At 70.8% G+C, this 13,530-nt stretch carries 17 protein-coding genes and 3 pseudogenes; 17 read left to right on the top strand and 3 right to left on the bottom strand.

What is annotated here, in order from left to right:
- The first annotated feature begins 21 nt into the window (after positions 1-21).
- Together ACZ7OH_RS25515 and ACZ7OH_RS25510 are read left to right on the top strand one after the other, a co-directional pair.
- Positions 22-720, top strand: a complete 699-nt coding sequence (locus tag ACZ7OH_RS25515) for an SDR family NAD(P)-dependent oxidoreductase (RefSeq protein WP_470283060.1) — start codon at positions 22-24, stop codon at positions 718-720.
- A 72-nt stretch (positions 721-792) separates the two neighbouring features.
- Complete coding sequence (locus tag ACZ7OH_RS25510; RefSeq protein ID WP_470283059.1) at positions 793-1,416, top strand: hypothetical protein; 624 nt, start codon at positions 793-795, stop codon at positions 1,414-1,416.
- On the opposite strand, the gene ACZ7OH_RS25505 is transcribed toward ACZ7OH_RS25510, so the two are convergent.
- The 3 genes from ACZ7OH_RS25505 to ACZ7OH_RS25495 all read right to left on the bottom strand — a co-directional run bounded on the left by ACZ7OH_RS25505 (position 1,376) and on the right by ACZ7OH_RS25495 (position 3,687).
- Positions 1,376-1,747 carry a DUF742 domain-containing protein gene (locus ACZ7OH_RS25505; protein ID WP_400898713.1) on the bottom strand — a complete coding sequence of 124 codons (372 nt, stop codon included), beginning with the start codon at positions 1,745-1,747 and terminating at the stop codon, positions 1,376-1,378. The genes ACZ7OH_RS25510 and ACZ7OH_RS25505 overlap by 41 nt on opposite strands.
- Before the next feature lie 325 nt (positions 1,748-2,072).
- The gene (locus ACZ7OH_RS25500) at positions 2,073-2,975 is read right to left on the bottom strand and encodes an AraC family transcriptional regulator (protein WP_470283058.1); all 903 of its coding nucleotides are present in this window, start codon (positions 2,973-2,975) and stop codon (positions 2,073-2,075) included.
- A gap of 10 nt (positions 2,976-2,985) precedes the next feature.
- Positions 2,986-3,687, bottom strand: a complete 702-nt coding sequence (locus ACZ7OH_RS25495) for a hypothetical protein (protein WP_470283057.1) — start codon at positions 3,685-3,687, stop codon at positions 2,986-2,988.
- Positions 3,688-3,759: 72 nt separating this feature from the next.
- Between ACZ7OH_RS25495 and ACZ7OH_RS25490 the strand changes: the two genes are divergently transcribed.
- From ACZ7OH_RS25490 to ACZ7OH_RS25420, 15 genes and pseudogenes are all read left to right on the top strand, one after another.
- Positions 3,760-3,987, top strand: coding sequence for a hypothetical protein (locus ACZ7OH_RS25490; protein ID WP_470283056.1), 228 nt, complete (start codon positions 3,760-3,762; stop codon positions 3,985-3,987).
- A gap of 10 nt (positions 3,988-3,997) precedes the next feature.
- Positions 3,998-4,855, top strand: coding sequence for an oxidoreductase (locus ACZ7OH_RS25485; RefSeq protein ID WP_470283055.1), 858 nt, complete (start codon positions 3,998-4,000; stop codon positions 4,853-4,855).
- Between the two features lie 46 nt (positions 4,856-4,901).
- The gene (locus ACZ7OH_RS25480; RefSeq protein ID WP_470283054.1) at positions 4,902-5,516 is read left to right on the top strand and encodes a TetR/AcrR family transcriptional regulator; all 615 of its coding nucleotides are present in this window, start codon (positions 4,902-4,904) and stop codon (positions 5,514-5,516) included.
- A gap of 130 nt (positions 5,517-5,646) precedes the next feature.
- A complete protein-coding gene (locus ACZ7OH_RS25475) occupies positions 5,647-6,075 on the top strand; it encodes an organic hydroperoxide resistance protein (RefSeq protein WP_470283053.1) in 429 nt (142 codons plus the stop codon).
- 95 nt (positions 6,076-6,170) lie between these two features.
- On the top strand, positions 6,171-6,815 hold the full coding sequence (locus ACZ7OH_RS25470; protein WP_470283052.1) for a TetR/AcrR family transcriptional regulator: 645 nt from the start codon (positions 6,171-6,173) through the stop codon (positions 6,813-6,815).
- Between the two features lie 88 nt (positions 6,816-6,903).
- On the top strand, positions 6,904-7,719 hold the full coding sequence (locus ACZ7OH_RS25465; RefSeq protein ID WP_470283051.1) for an alpha/beta fold hydrolase: 816 nt from the start codon (positions 6,904-6,906) through the stop codon (positions 7,717-7,719).
- Between the two features lie 5 nt (positions 7,720-7,724).
- Positions 7,725-8,591 (top strand): VOC family protein, encoded by an 867-nt coding sequence (locus ACZ7OH_RS25460; RefSeq protein WP_470283050.1) that lies wholly within the window; start codon positions 7,725-7,727, stop codon positions 8,589-8,591.
- Entirely contained in the window at positions 8,588-8,845 is a 258-nt protein-coding gene (locus ACZ7OH_RS25455; RefSeq protein ID WP_470283049.1) for an SDR family NAD(P)-dependent oxidoreductase, read from the top strand. The genes ACZ7OH_RS25460 and ACZ7OH_RS25455 overlap by 4 nt, the downstream gene beginning before the upstream one ends.
- A gap of 15 nt (positions 8,846-8,860) precedes the next feature.
- A pseudogene (locus ACZ7OH_RS25450) lies at positions 8,861-9,028 on the top strand (SDR family NAD(P)-dependent oxidoreductase); the annotation flags it as partial.
- Between the two features lie 155 nt (positions 9,029-9,183).
- Positions 9,184-9,777, top strand: a complete 594-nt coding sequence (locus tag ACZ7OH_RS25445) for a TetR/AcrR family transcriptional regulator (protein WP_470283048.1) — start codon at positions 9,184-9,186, stop codon at positions 9,775-9,777.
- 205 nt (positions 9,778-9,982) lie between these two features.
- Positions 9,983-10,183 (top strand): annotated as a pseudogene (locus ACZ7OH_RS25440) (hypothetical protein); the annotation flags it as partial.
- Positions 10,184-10,206: 23 nt separating this feature from the next.
- A pseudogene (locus ACZ7OH_RS25435) lies at positions 10,207-10,514 on the top strand (hypothetical protein); the annotation flags it as partial.
- A 21-nt stretch (positions 10,515-10,535) separates the two neighbouring features.
- Positions 10,536-11,360 carry an SDR family NAD(P)-dependent oxidoreductase gene (locus ACZ7OH_RS25430; protein WP_470283047.1) on the top strand — a complete coding sequence of 275 codons (825 nt, stop codon included), beginning with the start codon at positions 10,536-10,538 and terminating at the stop codon, positions 11,358-11,360.
- 222 nt (positions 11,361-11,582) lie between these two features.
- On the top strand, positions 11,583-12,905 hold the full coding sequence (locus ACZ7OH_RS25425; protein WP_470283046.1) for an MFS transporter: 1,323 nt from the start codon (positions 11,583-11,585) through the stop codon (positions 12,903-12,905).
- Positions 12,902-13,528, top strand: coding sequence for a cysteine hydrolase family protein (locus tag ACZ7OH_RS25420; protein WP_470283045.1), 627 nt, complete (start codon positions 12,902-12,904; stop codon positions 13,526-13,528). The genes ACZ7OH_RS25425 and ACZ7OH_RS25420 overlap by 4 nt, the downstream gene beginning before the upstream one ends.
- Positions 13,529-13,530: the final 2 nt, after the last annotated feature.

The raw sequence follows: 13,530 nt of genomic DNA, 5'->3' as shown, positions 1-13,530 counted from the left end.
CCGGGGCCGAGGATCGACCGCATGACGATCACCTTCATCACCGGAGCGAACAAGGGTCTCGGCCGCGAGACCGCCCGCCGCCTCGCCGAGGCCGGCCACACCGTGCTGGTCGGCGCCCGTGACCCGGAGGCGGGCGCGAGCGCCGCCGCCGCGGTGGGGGCGCGGTTCGTGCCCATCGACGTGACCGACGACGCGTCCGTCGCCGCCGCGGCCGCCGACGTCGCCGCGCACGAGGGCGCGATCGACGTGCTGGTCAACAACGCCGGCATCCACGGCCCCGCCGGCGACCCTTCCGGCCTGACCGGCGCCGACGTCCTGGGCGTCTTCGACGTCAACCTCGCGGGCGTGGTCCGGACGACCACCGCGTTCCTGCCGCTGCTGCGGCGGTCGGCGGACCCCGTGATCATCAACGTGAGCAGCGGGATGGGCTCCCTCGCCCTCACCCACGACCCGTCGCGACCCGAGTCCAAGGTCGTCGCACCGCTCTACACCGCCTCGAAGGCGGCGCTGACGATGCTGACGACGCAGTACGCGAAAGCATTTCCCGGCATCCGGATCAACGCCGCGGACCCCGGCTACACGGCGACCGACCTCAACGGCCACAGCGGCCCGCAGACCGTCACCGAGGGTACCGACGCCATCGTCGGCCTGGCCACCGAGAAGCCCGGCGCCGGCTCCGGGCGCTTCGTCGCCCGGAGCGGCGAGATCGCCTGGTCCTGAAAACCGTGGACGTAAGGGTTCTCTAATCTCGTCGCCTGCTCGATCGCCCGCGGGCCGGGCTATGGTCGCCCGGTGATCGGCTCACGTTGGCAGCGCGGTGCCTTGTTCGCAGTGCCGGGACTCCTGCTCGCGGGCTTCGGTGCCGTGCATCCCGCGAACCTCGACGCGGCCACCGCTTCCTGGTGGGTGTCGCTGCACGTCATCCTGCTTCCGGTCTTCCCCCTGCTCGCCCTGGCGCAGTGGTTCTTGCTTGCGTCGGCACCACCATGGCTCCGGTGGCCCGGGCGGCTGGCCGCGTTCGGCTTCGCGGCGTTCTACGGCGGTCTCGACGCCGTCGCGGGAATCGCCGCGGGCACGGTCGTGCGTGCCCAAAACGGTGCCACACCGGTCGTCGGCGCCGTCTTCGCGATCGGCGACCTGCTCGGGTACATCGGCGCGGCCTGCTTCCTCGCGGCCAGCGTCTCGATCGTCGCGGCGACCGCCCTGCGGGCGAGGTGGCAGGCGGCGCCGGGAGGCGTGCTTCTCCTGCTCGCGAGTGTGTCGTTTTTGGACAGTCACATCTTCTGGCCGCGGGGCGTATTCACGATGATCGGCGCCGCGGCCGGGATGTTCTTGCTGTCCATGGCCGGCGAGCGCGGCCTCGGGTCGATCCGGTTCACGTCATCGCGTGAAGACCACGAAGAACCCGCTCCATGAAGTCGATGCTGGGACGACCGCCGGAGGCCATCGGCGTGTCCTGGACGGCCACCAGGCCACGGTCGGCGAGGTCGGACACCAGGACCCGGACGACGCCGAGGGGAATTCGCCGATAAGCCGCGATTTCCGCGACCGATTGCGACGAGCGGCACAGGATGCAGATCGCGGCTTCTTCCCGGGAGCAGGCGTGCTCCGGAATACGGCCTCGCTCGGTAGCCGCGATGAGTGCTTCGACGGGGAGCGTGCGCGTGGGCCGCGTACGTCCATGGGTGCGGAAGTACGGACGGACAAGATCTGCCGTGCCCGCGTCGAGCCCTAACGCCGGCTCCACATCGGCTCCTCACTGAAATTATCGACTGTCCGAAAGTATTTGCCGGTCCGCTGATCGTCGGCAATCGACCGAACGGGTAAAGCGCCGGTAACAGTCAGCAGCTTCGCCACCTCCGCGACGCCTCCGTCAAACATCACTTGGATGCGAGGCTTGGACATCATACCGCTACAGTAGAGTGACACTTAGGAGGAGTGAAGCATGCCTGCTCGCCGAATTCCGGCGCCGGGGTCTGCCGAGTGGAGTGAGCTCGCCCCCGGCTGGTCAAGGCGTCGCTGAGCAAGGACCCGCGGGAGTCCGGCAAGCAGCTCGAGCGGCTCTTGACCGATCAGTGAACGTCCGCGGCGGTGAGGGTGGGCCGTGTGCTGCGGAACCGTCCCGGTGATACGCCGTACTCGCGGCGGAAGGCGGCCGAGAAGGCGAACTCGGTCGAGTACCCGACCTTCGGGGCGATGCTCGCCAGCGCGGCGTCGCTTTCCCGGAGCAGCCGGGCGGCGCGGGCGAGCCGCCAGGCGGTCAGGTAGTTCATCGGCGGCCGGCCCACCGCGGCGGTGAACAGCCGCGAGAAGGCGGTTCGGGGCATCCCCGCGACCTCGCTCAGCCGGCCCACCGTCCACGGCCGGTGCGGGTTTTCGTGGATCTCGCGCAGCGCGGCCGCGATCCCGGGGTGGGCGACCTCCGGCCCCCCGGCGGCGGTGTCCCGCTCGTGCCACTGGCGGAGGACCTGGACGAGGATCAGGTCCAGCAGCGCCCGCCGCGTCGCGCCGGAGCCCGGCCCGGCCTCGGCGACGTCGGCGACGAGGAGGTCGATCAGGGAGCGCAGCTCCGGGTGGCGGTCGTAGTCCGGCGACAGCGCGATGAGGTCGGGCAGCGCGCGCAGGTACTGGGGTGCCTGGCCGCGGTCGAGCCGGTAGGCCCCGCACAGGAACTCGAAGGCCACGGGCTCCGGGGCCGGCGCGGGCGCGCCCAGCTCGAAGAGCGGGATGTCCGCCAGGGCACGGGGTTCCTGGCTGAGCCCGTGCTCGGCGCCGGACGAGGTGAGCACGATGTCACCCGGCCGCAGGGAAACCGGCTCGTCGTGGCTGATCAGCAAGCAGGTACCGCGCGTGATGATGTGGAACCCGCTGCCGTCGAACGCGGCGAACCTGAGGCCCGCCGAAGGCTGCTTGATCAGCCGAGCGCCGGCGCTCCCGACCCGCACGGTGCGGATCACCTCGCTGATCAGGTCCATACCGGCGATGCTACCGGCGCACAGCCGCGTATGGACCGGTGCCGCCGGCGCATGGCACGCCGCGCGCGCCCGGTGCTTGAGTCGACGGGGTGATCGAATACGCGAACGCCGCGACCACGGATGTCCTGCGCGCCCACGCCGGGAAAGTCGAACAGAACGAGCGGCCGGCCGCCGAAGGTTTGGCCGCCCTGCGCGAGGACGGCGTCTTCGCCTGGCGGACACCGGGGGAGCACGGCGGGGAATGGGCGGACGCGGAGACCATCGCGCGCCGGCTGACCGGCCTCGGCCGGGCCTGCCCGTCCACCGCGTGGATCGCCGGGACCTGCGTCACGGCCAAGAACCTCGCCGCCCGCTTCCTCCCCGGTTCCGCGACGCCGGAGTTCTTCGCCGATCCGGACGCGCTCTTCTGCGGTTCGGGGGTGCTCGGCGCGCAGGGTGAGCGGGTGCCGGACGGGGTGCGGGTCACCGGCCGCTGGCCGAACGTCTCGGGCGGCGAAGACGCGGTTTGGGCGACGCTCGCCGTGCTGGTCGACGGCGAGTTCTCCTTCGCGATGGTGCCGACGGCCGACCTCGTCGTCGAGCGGACCTGGGACATGGGGGGCATGTGCGGCACCGGCAGCCACACCTTGGCCGCCGACGGCGTCCTCGTGCCCGCGGGCCGGATCGCGGCGGCGGCGCCCTTCCCCCTGGGAGACTTGATGCTGTACGCCACCACGGTGCTCGGTCCGGTCGTCGGTGCCGCCCAGGTTTGCGTCCGAGGCGAACATCGCGGTGACGGCTGCGCATGGCGCTCGCGGACGCCGGCCGGGACTGCCGGGCCGCCGTCGAGCGGCTGCTCGACCTGCACGGTCCGAGCGGTTTCGCGACGTCGAACGTGCTGCAGCGGTTCTGGCGGGACGTCGCCGTCGGCAGCAGGCACCCGCACCTCAACCCCTACCTCGCGGTGGAAAACCTGGGCGCGGCGCTGAGCGAGACTGTCGACACAGTGTCGATTTTTCTCGACAAGGCGTAGAGTCGAGGGCATGACGAACCGAACCTTCCTGATCACCGGCGCGAGCGGCGGCCTCGGCCGCGCTTTCGCCGAAGGCGCGCTGGCGGCCGGTCACACCGTCGTCGGCACCGTGCGCAAGCCCGAAGACGTGGAGAAGTTCGAGGCGCTCGCGCCCGGCCGTGCCCACGCGCGTCAGCTCGACGTGACCGACGACGAGGCGGTTTACACCGTCGTCGGCGAGGTCGAGCGCGCCGTCGGTCCCATCGACGTGCTGATCGCCAACGCCGGTTACGGGCACGAGGGCGTGTTCGAGGAGTCCCCGATGGCCGAGCTGCGTGCGCAGTTCGACGTCAACGTGTTCGGGGTGGCGGCGACCGTCCACGCTGTCCTGCCGGGCATGCGGAAACGGCGCTCCGGGCACATCTTCGCGGTCAGCTCCATGGGCGGGCTGCTGACCCTCCCCGGACTGGCGTACTACTGCGGCAGCAAGTACGCGGTGGAAGGCATGCTGGAGGCCCTGTCCAAAGAGGTCGCCGGGTTCGGCGTGCGGGTGACCATCGTCGAGCCCGGGTCGTTCCGGACGGACTGGGCGGGCCGCTCGATGGTCCGCAGTGAGCGGTCGATCGCGGACTACGACGAGCTCTTCGAGCCGATCCGCGCGGCCCGGCAGGCCGCCAGCGGCAACCAGCTGGGCAACCCGGCCAAGGCCGGCGACGCGGTACTGGCCGTCGTCGAGGCGGAGAAGCCGCCGGTGCACCTCGTGCTCGGTTCGGACGCGTTGCGGCTCGTCGCGAGCGCCCGGGCCGCGGTGACCGCGGACATCGAAAGCTGGGACGAGCTGTCGCGGTCGACGGACTTCCCGGACGGGCACCAGATCGCGGCGAACTGAGCGCCGTACGATCGGGAGGGTACCGGTGGCACGGGAGGGGCAGGCGATGCCTGACAAGGTGGCCCGGCGGCGCTCCGGCGCGCCGTCCAAAGGGGACCTGCGCGAGCTGAAGATCCTCGAGGTGCTCGAGGAACTGTTGGCCGAGAAGAGCTTCGACGCGCTCACGACCAACGACATCGCCGAACGCGCCGGGCTTTCCCGCGCGTCGATGTACTTCTACTTCAGCTCCAAGCAGGAGGCACTCGTCGCCCTCTTCGCCAGGACCGTCGAGGCGCTGCACGAGAAGTCGCGCGCGGCGGCCGACGACCCGGCGGCACCCGCGGACGCGATCGCGACGGCCCTGCACCGCACCCGCGCACGCTGGCACGAGCACGGCCTGGTCATGCGCGTCGCGATCGACCAGTCCTCGGCGATCCCCGAGCTGGGCGCGTTGTGGATGGAGACCGCGGAGATCTTCATCGACGCGATCACGGCGATCCTGGTCCGCGCCGGCGTCCCGGACCGCGCCGGGCCCGCCGGCGCCCGGGCCGTCGCGGGGGCGGTGTGCTGGATGGTCGAGCGGACGTTCTACCACGCGTCGGCGGTTTCTCCCGAAGCGCTCGACCAGGCCTCCGAGACGTGCCGGGTGGTGTGGCTCCGGGTCGCGGGGATCGAGCCCTGACCGGTTTCCTCGCCCACCGCAGTGAACCCAGATAGAACGTTCGGTCTTGACAAGACCGGACCGAGTGCTGATGATGGGAAGCGATAGAACGTTCGGTATCGCGACTGCGCGATGAAGAAGGGACCCCGTCATGAGCAAACCCCTGTACCTCGGCATCGCGACGTCGACCGGCGACGGCAGGGCGGGAGGCCAGGCCAGGTCCGACGACGGCCTGCTCGACGTCACCTTGGCGATCCCGAAGGAGATGGGCGGCCCCGGCGGCGCGACGAACCCGGAGCAGCTGTTCGCCGCGGGTTGGGCCTCGTGCTTCCACTCGGCGCTCAAAGCCGTTGCCGCGCAGCGGAAGACGGCGGTCACCGACTCGGCGGTCGTCGCCGAGGTGCAGGTGCACGCGACGCCGGAAGGCGGGTTCACGCTCAGTGCCGCGCTGCACGTCGAACTGTCCGATGTGGACCAGGCGACGGCCGACGAGCTCGTCGAGGCCGCGCACGCGATCTGCCCGTACTCCAACGCGACGCGCGGCAACATCCCGGTGACCGTCGACGCGACCGTCGCCTGATCCGCGCCGGCCGGGCCGATGTGGACACCTCGGCCCGGCCGGAGCGCGCGCGCCCGGTTCGGGTGGGGCGGTGAGGCGGACCTATCATGGCCCGCATGGTGAGGGATTCCGGCTCCGCGTCGGCTGCGGCCGGGCTGAGCAGCCGAGAGATCATCTTGAACGCGGCTCGCGCCCTCGTCGGCGAAAAGGGCTACGACGGCATGGCGATCTCGGACCTGAGCGCGCAGTCCGGCCTTCCGCCCAGTTCGATCTACTACCACTTCGGGAACAAACTCGGCGTGCTGTCGGCGTTGCTGGAGCGCACCTTCGAAGAGCTGCACGCGTTGTTCCCGAGCCCGTCGTCGTTCGACGACCAGGCACCCCTCGAACGCCTCGAGGCGTGGTTCTCGGCCGCCTGCGAGTCCCTCGACCGGCGGCCGGACTACCTCCGGCTTCTCGTCGCCATCAGCGTCGGCCCGCAGAAGGACGCCGAGGTGGTTCACGCGACCGTGCGCCGCATCCGCGACTACGCGCACGCGTCCTGGGTGGCCGCGCTGACCCCGATCTTCGCGCCGGACGGCGGCGAGGACGGCGAAGCCCTCGTCAAGCAGCTGGCCGTCACGGGGCGCGCGTTGACGGACGGCCTCTCGGTGGCCGAAAGCTTCGACGGCACGAGCTACCGCTCGCAGGTCGGCCCGTTCGTCGCCCTGATCCGCGCTCTGGCGGAGCAGCGGGCCCGCGGGAGCAAGCGGAAGCGCTGAAGCCCGCCGCACTCCGATCGGCCGGCCTTGATAACGCTGCCGTCCGTTGTATAGTGAGCGCTACATACAGACGGGTGAGGACGGCACAGTGACGAGCACCTTGGATGTCGGAGACGCGCGCCTGGCCTGCACCGAGGCCGGTTCGGGCAGTCCGGTCGTGTGGCTGCACGGCTCGGGCCCGGGCGCCACGGGGATGAGCAACTTCGGCGGGAACCTGCCCGCCTTCGCGGACTACCGGAACATCGTCGTCGACCTGCCGGGCTGGGGCGAATCCCCGCGGCCGGAAACCGGCGAACCGCTGATCTTCCACGCCGCCGACCGCGTGTGCCGCGCGATGACGGCGCTCGGCGTCGAGCGGGCGCACCTGGTCGGCAACTCCTACGGGGGCGCGGTGGCCATGCGGATCGCGATGCGCTACCCGGACCGCGTGGACCGGCTCGTGCTCATGGCGCCGGGCGGGGTGCTCCCGCCGGACGCGCCGCCCTGGCCTCCCGGCCTGGAGCGGCTGTTCGGTTACATGGCCGCCGCCAAGCCTTCGCGCGACGCGATGGCCGAGTTCGTGCGGCTGATGGTGTTCGACGAGTCGCTGGCCACCGAGGCGCTCATCGACGAGCGCTACGAGTCGAGCCTGCGGGCCCACCCGGAGCTGCCGATCCCGCCGATCTTCGGTGACCTGACGCCGGACCTGGGGCTCATCGGCGCGCCCACGCTGCTCGTGTGGGGCCGGGAGGACCAGACCGTTCCCCTGACGTGGGCACCCAAGATCCTCGCGGGGATCCCCGACGCCGAGCTGCGCGTGCTGCCGCACTGCCGGCACTGGGTCCAGTACGAGCGGGCACCCGAGTTCAACCACATCGTCCGTGAATTCCTGCGGGGCGGGGCCGCCGCCGCAGTGGAGGGATGACCGCCGTGGGGATCAGGAAGCTGGGCTACGTCGGTCTCGACGTCACCGACGTCGACGCGTGGACCGACCTGCTCGGGCGCACGCTGGGAATCGGCGTCAGCCACGCCAAGTCCGGCACGGTCGAGGTCACCCTCGCCGAAATGGACGAGTTCAAGTACCGCGTCGCGCTCTACCCGTCGACCGAGGACCGCCCGCGCGAGCTGGGCTGGATCGTCGACACCCCTTCGGAACTCGACCGGCTGACGCGGCGCCTGACCGACGCCGGCTACACCGTCGCGGAGGGGACGGGGGAGGAGAAGGAACTGCGTGGCGCCACGCAGCTGCGCTGGTTCACCGACCCGGTCGGCTACCGCGTGGAGCTGGCGGTCGGCGAAGCCAAGGTGCGTGTCGGCGTCGAACGCCCGGCGGGCGGCCCCGGCGTCACCGGCCTGGGGCACTTCGTCCTGGCCAGCCCGAAAGTCGAGGAACTGCGCGAGCTGTACGAGTCCGTGCTCGAGTTCAAGCTGACCGACTACCGCGCTCCGGGCCTGTTCTTCTTCCGCTGCAACCGGACCCACCACAGCATCGCGCTCGCGAGCGCGGAGACGCCGTCGATCCACCACCTCGAGTTCGAGCACGGCTCGATCGACGACGTCGGGCGGGCCTACGACCGTGCGACTGCCAACGACGTGCCGATCTCGATCAGCCTCGGCCGGCACATGAACGACAAGGCGATCTCCTTCTACGTCCGGAACCCGAGCGGGTTCCACCTGGAGATCGGCTGCGGGGGCATCGAGGTGGGGGACGACTGGGTCCCGCACGACTTCGGCCGCTCGGACGAGTGGGGCCACCACCACGCCGACGCCAATCCCTTCGCCGCACCGAAGTCATGAGTCTCGCGGGACGCCGCGCCCTGGTGACCGGCGCGGCGAGCGGGATCGGCCTGGCCGTGGCCATCCGGCTCGCCGAGCTCGGTGCCCACGTCGTGGTGTGCGACGTCGACGCCGAAGGGGCGGCCCGCGCGGCCGAGCGGATCGGCGGCGAGGACCTGCCGATCGATATCCGCGTCGAACGCCCGCTCCGCCAGCTCGCCGGTCCGGCTCAGGTCGGTTCGAACCCGAGCGGTTCGCGTTCATGCTGCGGCTGATGCTGGACGCCGTTCCTGCTGACCCGGGCCAGCGCGTACAAGTCCGCCTACGTCAGCGCCAAGCACGGCCTGCTGGGGCTGTCGAAGGTCATCGCGCTGGAAGGCGCGGCTCACGGCGTGACGAGCAACTGCGTGTGCCCCGGGTACGTACGGACGCCGCTGGTCGAGAACCAGCTCGCGGAGCAGGCCCGAAGCGACCTCGATCACCGGCACCGAACTGGTTCTCGACGGGGGGCTGGAGCGCCTCGTGAGCCTGGGACCGTTCGGAGGCGCGGACCCCGCGCGTCCACGCCGGTCTCGGCTCGATACCGACCGTTCTATCTGTTACACTCGGGCGGATGGTGCACAACACTCGAGGCCAGGTGTCCGAAGCGCGGTCGAGGCTGCTCGCGACGGCCACCCGGATCTTCTACGCGGAGGGTTTGCACTCCGTGGGGATCGACCGGATCGTCGCGGAGGCGAAGGTCACCCGTGCCACGCTTTACCGGCACTTCCCCGGCAAAGAAGACCTCGTCGTCGCCTACCTGCAGGGTGTGCACGAGATGGAGCGCGAGGGGTACGCCAAGGTCCTCGACGGCGACCTTCCGGCCGCCGACAAGCTGCGAGGCGTCGCCGAATCGATCGGCGAGGGCATCCGCTCCGCCCACTTCCGCGGCTGCGCGTTCCTCAACGCGGTCGCGGAGTACCCGGATCCCGCGCACCCCGTGCACCAAGCCGTCCTTGCGCACCGCGAGTGGTTCCTGACCACCGTCACGGACCTGCTCGGGCAGGTCGGCGACACGCCGCCGGAACTCGCGGGCCGGCACTTCGTGATGCTGCGGGACGGCGCGATGGTCTCGGGCTGCCTGGCCGACCCGGCCGGCGTCTGCGACACGTTCCTGCGCGGTGTCGACGGGATCCTGCAGCACCGCGTCGACTCCGCCTCGAAGTAGCGGCCTGAGGGAGAACGTTCTGTCTTGACCCGTCGCTGAGTGACGGCTACTGTCGGCTGTGTACCGAGCGCTCTAGACAAATTCTCTCGGTTCATTCTTCCGAAGGAGCCGTTGTGAGGGTCTTTTCGCTCAGCAGCCCCCGAACCGACGACGGTCTGCCCTGGTGTCCCTGTTCCCCCGCGACGCGCGGGAACGAGCGGCTTCGATGAGCACGCTGCAGTTCAAGCGTTCGCCGCGGCCGGCGGCACCGCGCCCGCCGGGTGGTGAGGTGCACTTGGAGCCGCCGCCCGAGGTGCCGCGGGTGATTCTCGGGAACATCGTCATGAAGGCGCTGCCGGTCGTGATGATCGTCGCGTCCCTCGGGTTGCTGGTGTTCTTGTTCCAGTCGAGATCGCCCGGGGTATTTCCGAGCGGTTCACCGCCAAGAAAGCGCTGACCCGGCGCCTGCCGGGCCCGGACGTCACGCAGGAGCAGCTGAAGACGCGGTCGTGGTGGAAGGGCCCGGAGCTGTTCATCCTGGTCGACGACTACGACCTGGTCGCGACCTCCAGCGACAACCCGTTGCGCAAGATCTCCGACTTCCTGCCCCAGGCCAAGGACGTCGGCCTGCATCGCGGCGCCGGGCATGGTGATGAACGGTTCCCGCGACGAGGGTGCGTTGGTGGGCAACATCAAGCCGTCGGCGATGCAAGGCCGGCAAGCAGCTCAGCCAGGTGTCGTGGATCAACCCCGACTGAGACTGAACCAGGAGTTGAACAGTGACCTTTCTCGTGACCGGGACGTCCAGCGGGATCGGGCGGGCGATTGCCGTCCGGCTCGCCGAGCACGGACACGACGTCGTGGCCGGGGTGCGCAAGATTGCCGACGCCCCAGCGCATCCGCGCATCCGGCGGGTGGAGCTCGACGTGACCGACGCGGCGCAGCTGGCCGCGGTGGCGAAGGACATCGGCCCGTTGCGTGGCCTGGTCAACAACGCCGGAGTCACGGTTTCCGCGCCGGTGGAACACATTCCCCTCGACCGGTTGCGGGCCCAGTTCGAGGTCAACGTGGTGGGGGTCGTGGCCGTGTGCCAGGCGTTCCTGCCGGCGGTCCGCGCCGGGGGAGGGCGGCTCGTGATGATCAGCTCGTCCAGCGGCCGGGTCGCCATCCCCCAAGTCGGCGCCTACAGCGCCTCGAAGTTCGCCGTCGAAGCGCTTTCGGACGTGTTGCGCCGGGAATTGCGGCCGTGGAACGTGCCCGTGGTGGTCGTCGAGCCCGGCAACTTCCAGTCGCGGAACCGGGCGAGCACCGAGACCGCGGCCGAGGCCGACCGCGCGACCATGGGCGAGACGGCGGAGCGTCAGTACGGTCCCGCGATGGACGCTTATCTCGAATTCAGCAGGAAAGAACAAACGCGAGCCGGAGCGCCGGAACGGGTCGCCGCGGTCGTCGAACGCGCTCTCACGGCGAAGCGCCCGCGGCCGCGTTACCAGGTCGGTGCCGACGCGCACCTGCTGGTGGCGCTGAGCCGGCTGCTTCCCGCGCGGGCCATGGACGCGTTGCTCGTCAGGAGCATCGGCTTGCCGCCCCGCCCGCCGAACTGATCTCGTCCGGGCCTCGCCGGGCGGGACGGCGCGGCACTAGTGAGCCAGCGGTAGCCAACCCGTCTTCCGAGTTGTAGAGTGAGCGCTACATACAGAACATGGAGTGCCCGTGCCGGGCGCGATTCCAGCGCTCCCGGCGGGCTCTTTCGGGGGGCCTGACCGACCGCCGCAACGAAGCGAGGTTTCCCTTTGAACATCCTCGAGCAGGTCAAGAATTCACCGATGAGCCGGGCCCAGGTGAGAGCGGTCGCGCTGTGCCTGGTGATCAACTTGATCGACGGCTTCGACCTCCTGGTCACGTCCTTCGTCGGGCCGACGATCACCCGTGAGTGGAGCCTGTCGTCGTCGAAGGTGGGCGTGCTGCTCAGCGCCGGACTGGCCGGGATGGCCATCGGCGGGCTCTTCCTCGCTCCGCTCGCCGACCGCGTCGGACGCCGGCGGCTCAGTCTCGGCTGTCTCGCCCTGGCCTCGCTGGGCATGCTCGCCGCGGCCGGTTCGCGGGACTTCGGGCAGCTGCTGGCCTGCCGCGTGGTGACGGGAGCGGCCGTCGGGGCCATGGCGGCGAGTCTGCCGGTGCTCACCTCCGAGTACGCGAACCACCGGCGCCGGGGGCTGGTCGTCGCCCTGATCACCACCGGCTACGGCCTGGGCTCGGTCATCGCCGGAATCGCGTCAAGCTTGCTGCTGGGCGCGTTCGGCTGGCGCTCAGTCTTCGTGTTCGGCGCCCTCGGCACCGCGCTCCTCTTCGCGGTGGCACTGGGTTTCCTGCCCGAGTCGATGGACTTCCTCGTCGCCCGCCGCCCCCGCCACGCGCTGGACAAGCTCAACCGGATCCTCGTCTCGATGGGCCGCGCTCCCGTCGGGGAACTGCCCGCGCCGCCGTCGGTGGCGACCTCGCGCAAGGTCGTCCTCGACGCGCTGTTCCGCGGGAGCAACGCGGTCCGGACGGTCCTGGTGTGGGTGGCCTTCATCGCGGCCCAGCTGACGTTCTACTTCGCCAGCTCGTGGACGCCCAGCCTGCTGCTGAAGGCGGGCATGTCGGCCCAGCAGGGCATCAGCGGCGGCGTCCTGTTCAGCCTCGGCGGCGTCACGGGCGCGATCCTGCTGGGACTGCTGGCTTCCCGCGTCGGCGCCGGGCGGTTGACCGCGGCCTACTTCGGCATCGGCGCCCTCATGCTGCTCCTCTTTTCCGTGTCGCTGGGCGTGCTGGCCGGCGCCCTCGTCGTGGCCGTGCTGGTCGGGCTGTTCCTCAACGGCACGGTCTCCGGCATCAACGTCATCGTGCCGGGCCTCTACCCGGCCGAAGCCCGCGCGACGGCCCTCGGCATGGCGATCGCCGTCAGCCGGCTCGGTGCCGTCCTGGCGCCCCTGATCGCCGGCTTCCTGCTGCAGGCGGGGTGGGCGCCGGGGTCGATGTTCCGCGTCTTCGCCATCCCGGCGGTGCTCGGCGCGGTCGCGACGATCCTGCTCGGCCGCCTCGGGCGGGCGCGCGGGAACGAGCCCACCCGGTCCGGAACGGTCGAAAGCGCGGTGGCGGAAGCATGAGCGCGCCGCTGATCGACGTCGCCCGCACCGCGGTGCTCGTCATCGACATGCAGAACGACTTCGTCGAAGAGGGTGCGCCGCTCGAGTTCCCGGAGGGCCGGCGCGTCATCCCCGCGATCCAGCGGGTCCTGGAAGCCGCGCGCGGCCGGGACATGCCGGTCGTCTACGCCGCGCACGTCCACCGTCCTGGCGGGGCCGACCAGGGGATCCACCGCGAGCTGTACCCGCCGGTGGCCGCCGGGGAGGCCCTCGTCGACGGCGAGCGCGGGGTGGAGATCCACCCGGAGCTCACGCCGCGGCCGGGGGAGCCGGTGGTGAAGAAGCACCGCTACAACTCCTTCTACGCCACCGACCTGGAGATCATCCTGCGCGGACTCGGGGTGGAGACGGTGGTCCTCACCGGGATGACCACCGAGTGCTGCGTGCTCGGCACGGCCCGCGGCGCCCTCGAACGCGGCTTCCGCTCCCTGGTGGTCTCCGACGCGTGCGCGTCCTGCGACTACCCGGACCTCGGGGCCGGCCCCATGTCCGCCGCCGAGATGCACCTGGCCGCCTTGCGGGTGCTGGCGCTGACGTCGTCGCAGCTGATCGGCACCGACGAGCTCCTGGCGCGCCTGCCGTGAGC

The organism is Amycolatopsis sp. NPDC114478 (genome assembly GCF_055633805.1).
Note: the sequence above shows the minus strand (reverse complement) of the source record. Positions and strands in the feature narration are given on the sequence as shown.

Coding starts and splice junctions, on each gene's coding strand:
- ACZ7OH_RS25515 (WP_470283060.1), top strand. CDS start 22: ATGACGATCACCTTCATCACCGGAGCGAACAAGGGTCTCGGCCGCGAG.
- ACZ7OH_RS25500 (WP_470283058.1), bottom strand. CDS start 2,975: ATGGACCTGATCAGCGAGGTGATCCGCACCGTGCGGGTCGGGAGCGCC.
- ACZ7OH_RS25490 (WP_470283056.1), top strand. CDS start 3,760: ATGGCGCTCGCGGACGCCGGCCGGGACTGCCGGGCCGCCGTCGAGCGG.
- ACZ7OH_RS25485 (WP_470283055.1), top strand. CDS start 3,998: ATGACGAACCGAACCTTCCTGATCACCGGCGCGAGCGGCGGCCTCGGC.
- ACZ7OH_RS25480 (WP_470283054.1), top strand. CDS start 4,902: ATGCCTGACAAGGTGGCCCGGCGGCGCTCCGGCGCGCCGTCCAAAGGG.
- ACZ7OH_RS25475 (WP_470283053.1), top strand. CDS start 5,647: ATGAGCAAACCCCTGTACCTCGGCATCGCGACGTCGACCGGCGACGGC.
- ACZ7OH_RS25470 (WP_470283052.1), top strand. CDS start 6,171: ATGGTGAGGGATTCCGGCTCCGCGTCGGCTGCGGCCGGGCTGAGCAGC.
- ACZ7OH_RS25455 (WP_470283049.1), top strand. CDS start 8,588: ATGAGTCTCGCGGGACGCCGCGCCCTGGTGACCGGCGCGGCGAGCGGG.
- ACZ7OH_RS25445 (WP_470283048.1), top strand. CDS start 9,184: ATGGTGCACAACACTCGAGGCCAGGTGTCCGAAGCGCGGTCGAGGCTG.
- ACZ7OH_RS25425 (WP_470283046.1), top strand. CDS start 11,583: ATGAGCCGGGCCCAGGTGAGAGCGGTCGCGCTGTGCCTGGTGATCAAC.
- ACZ7OH_RS25420 (WP_470283045.1), top strand. CDS start 12,902: ATGAGCGCGCCGCTGATCGACGTCGCCCGCACCGCGGTGCTCGTCATC.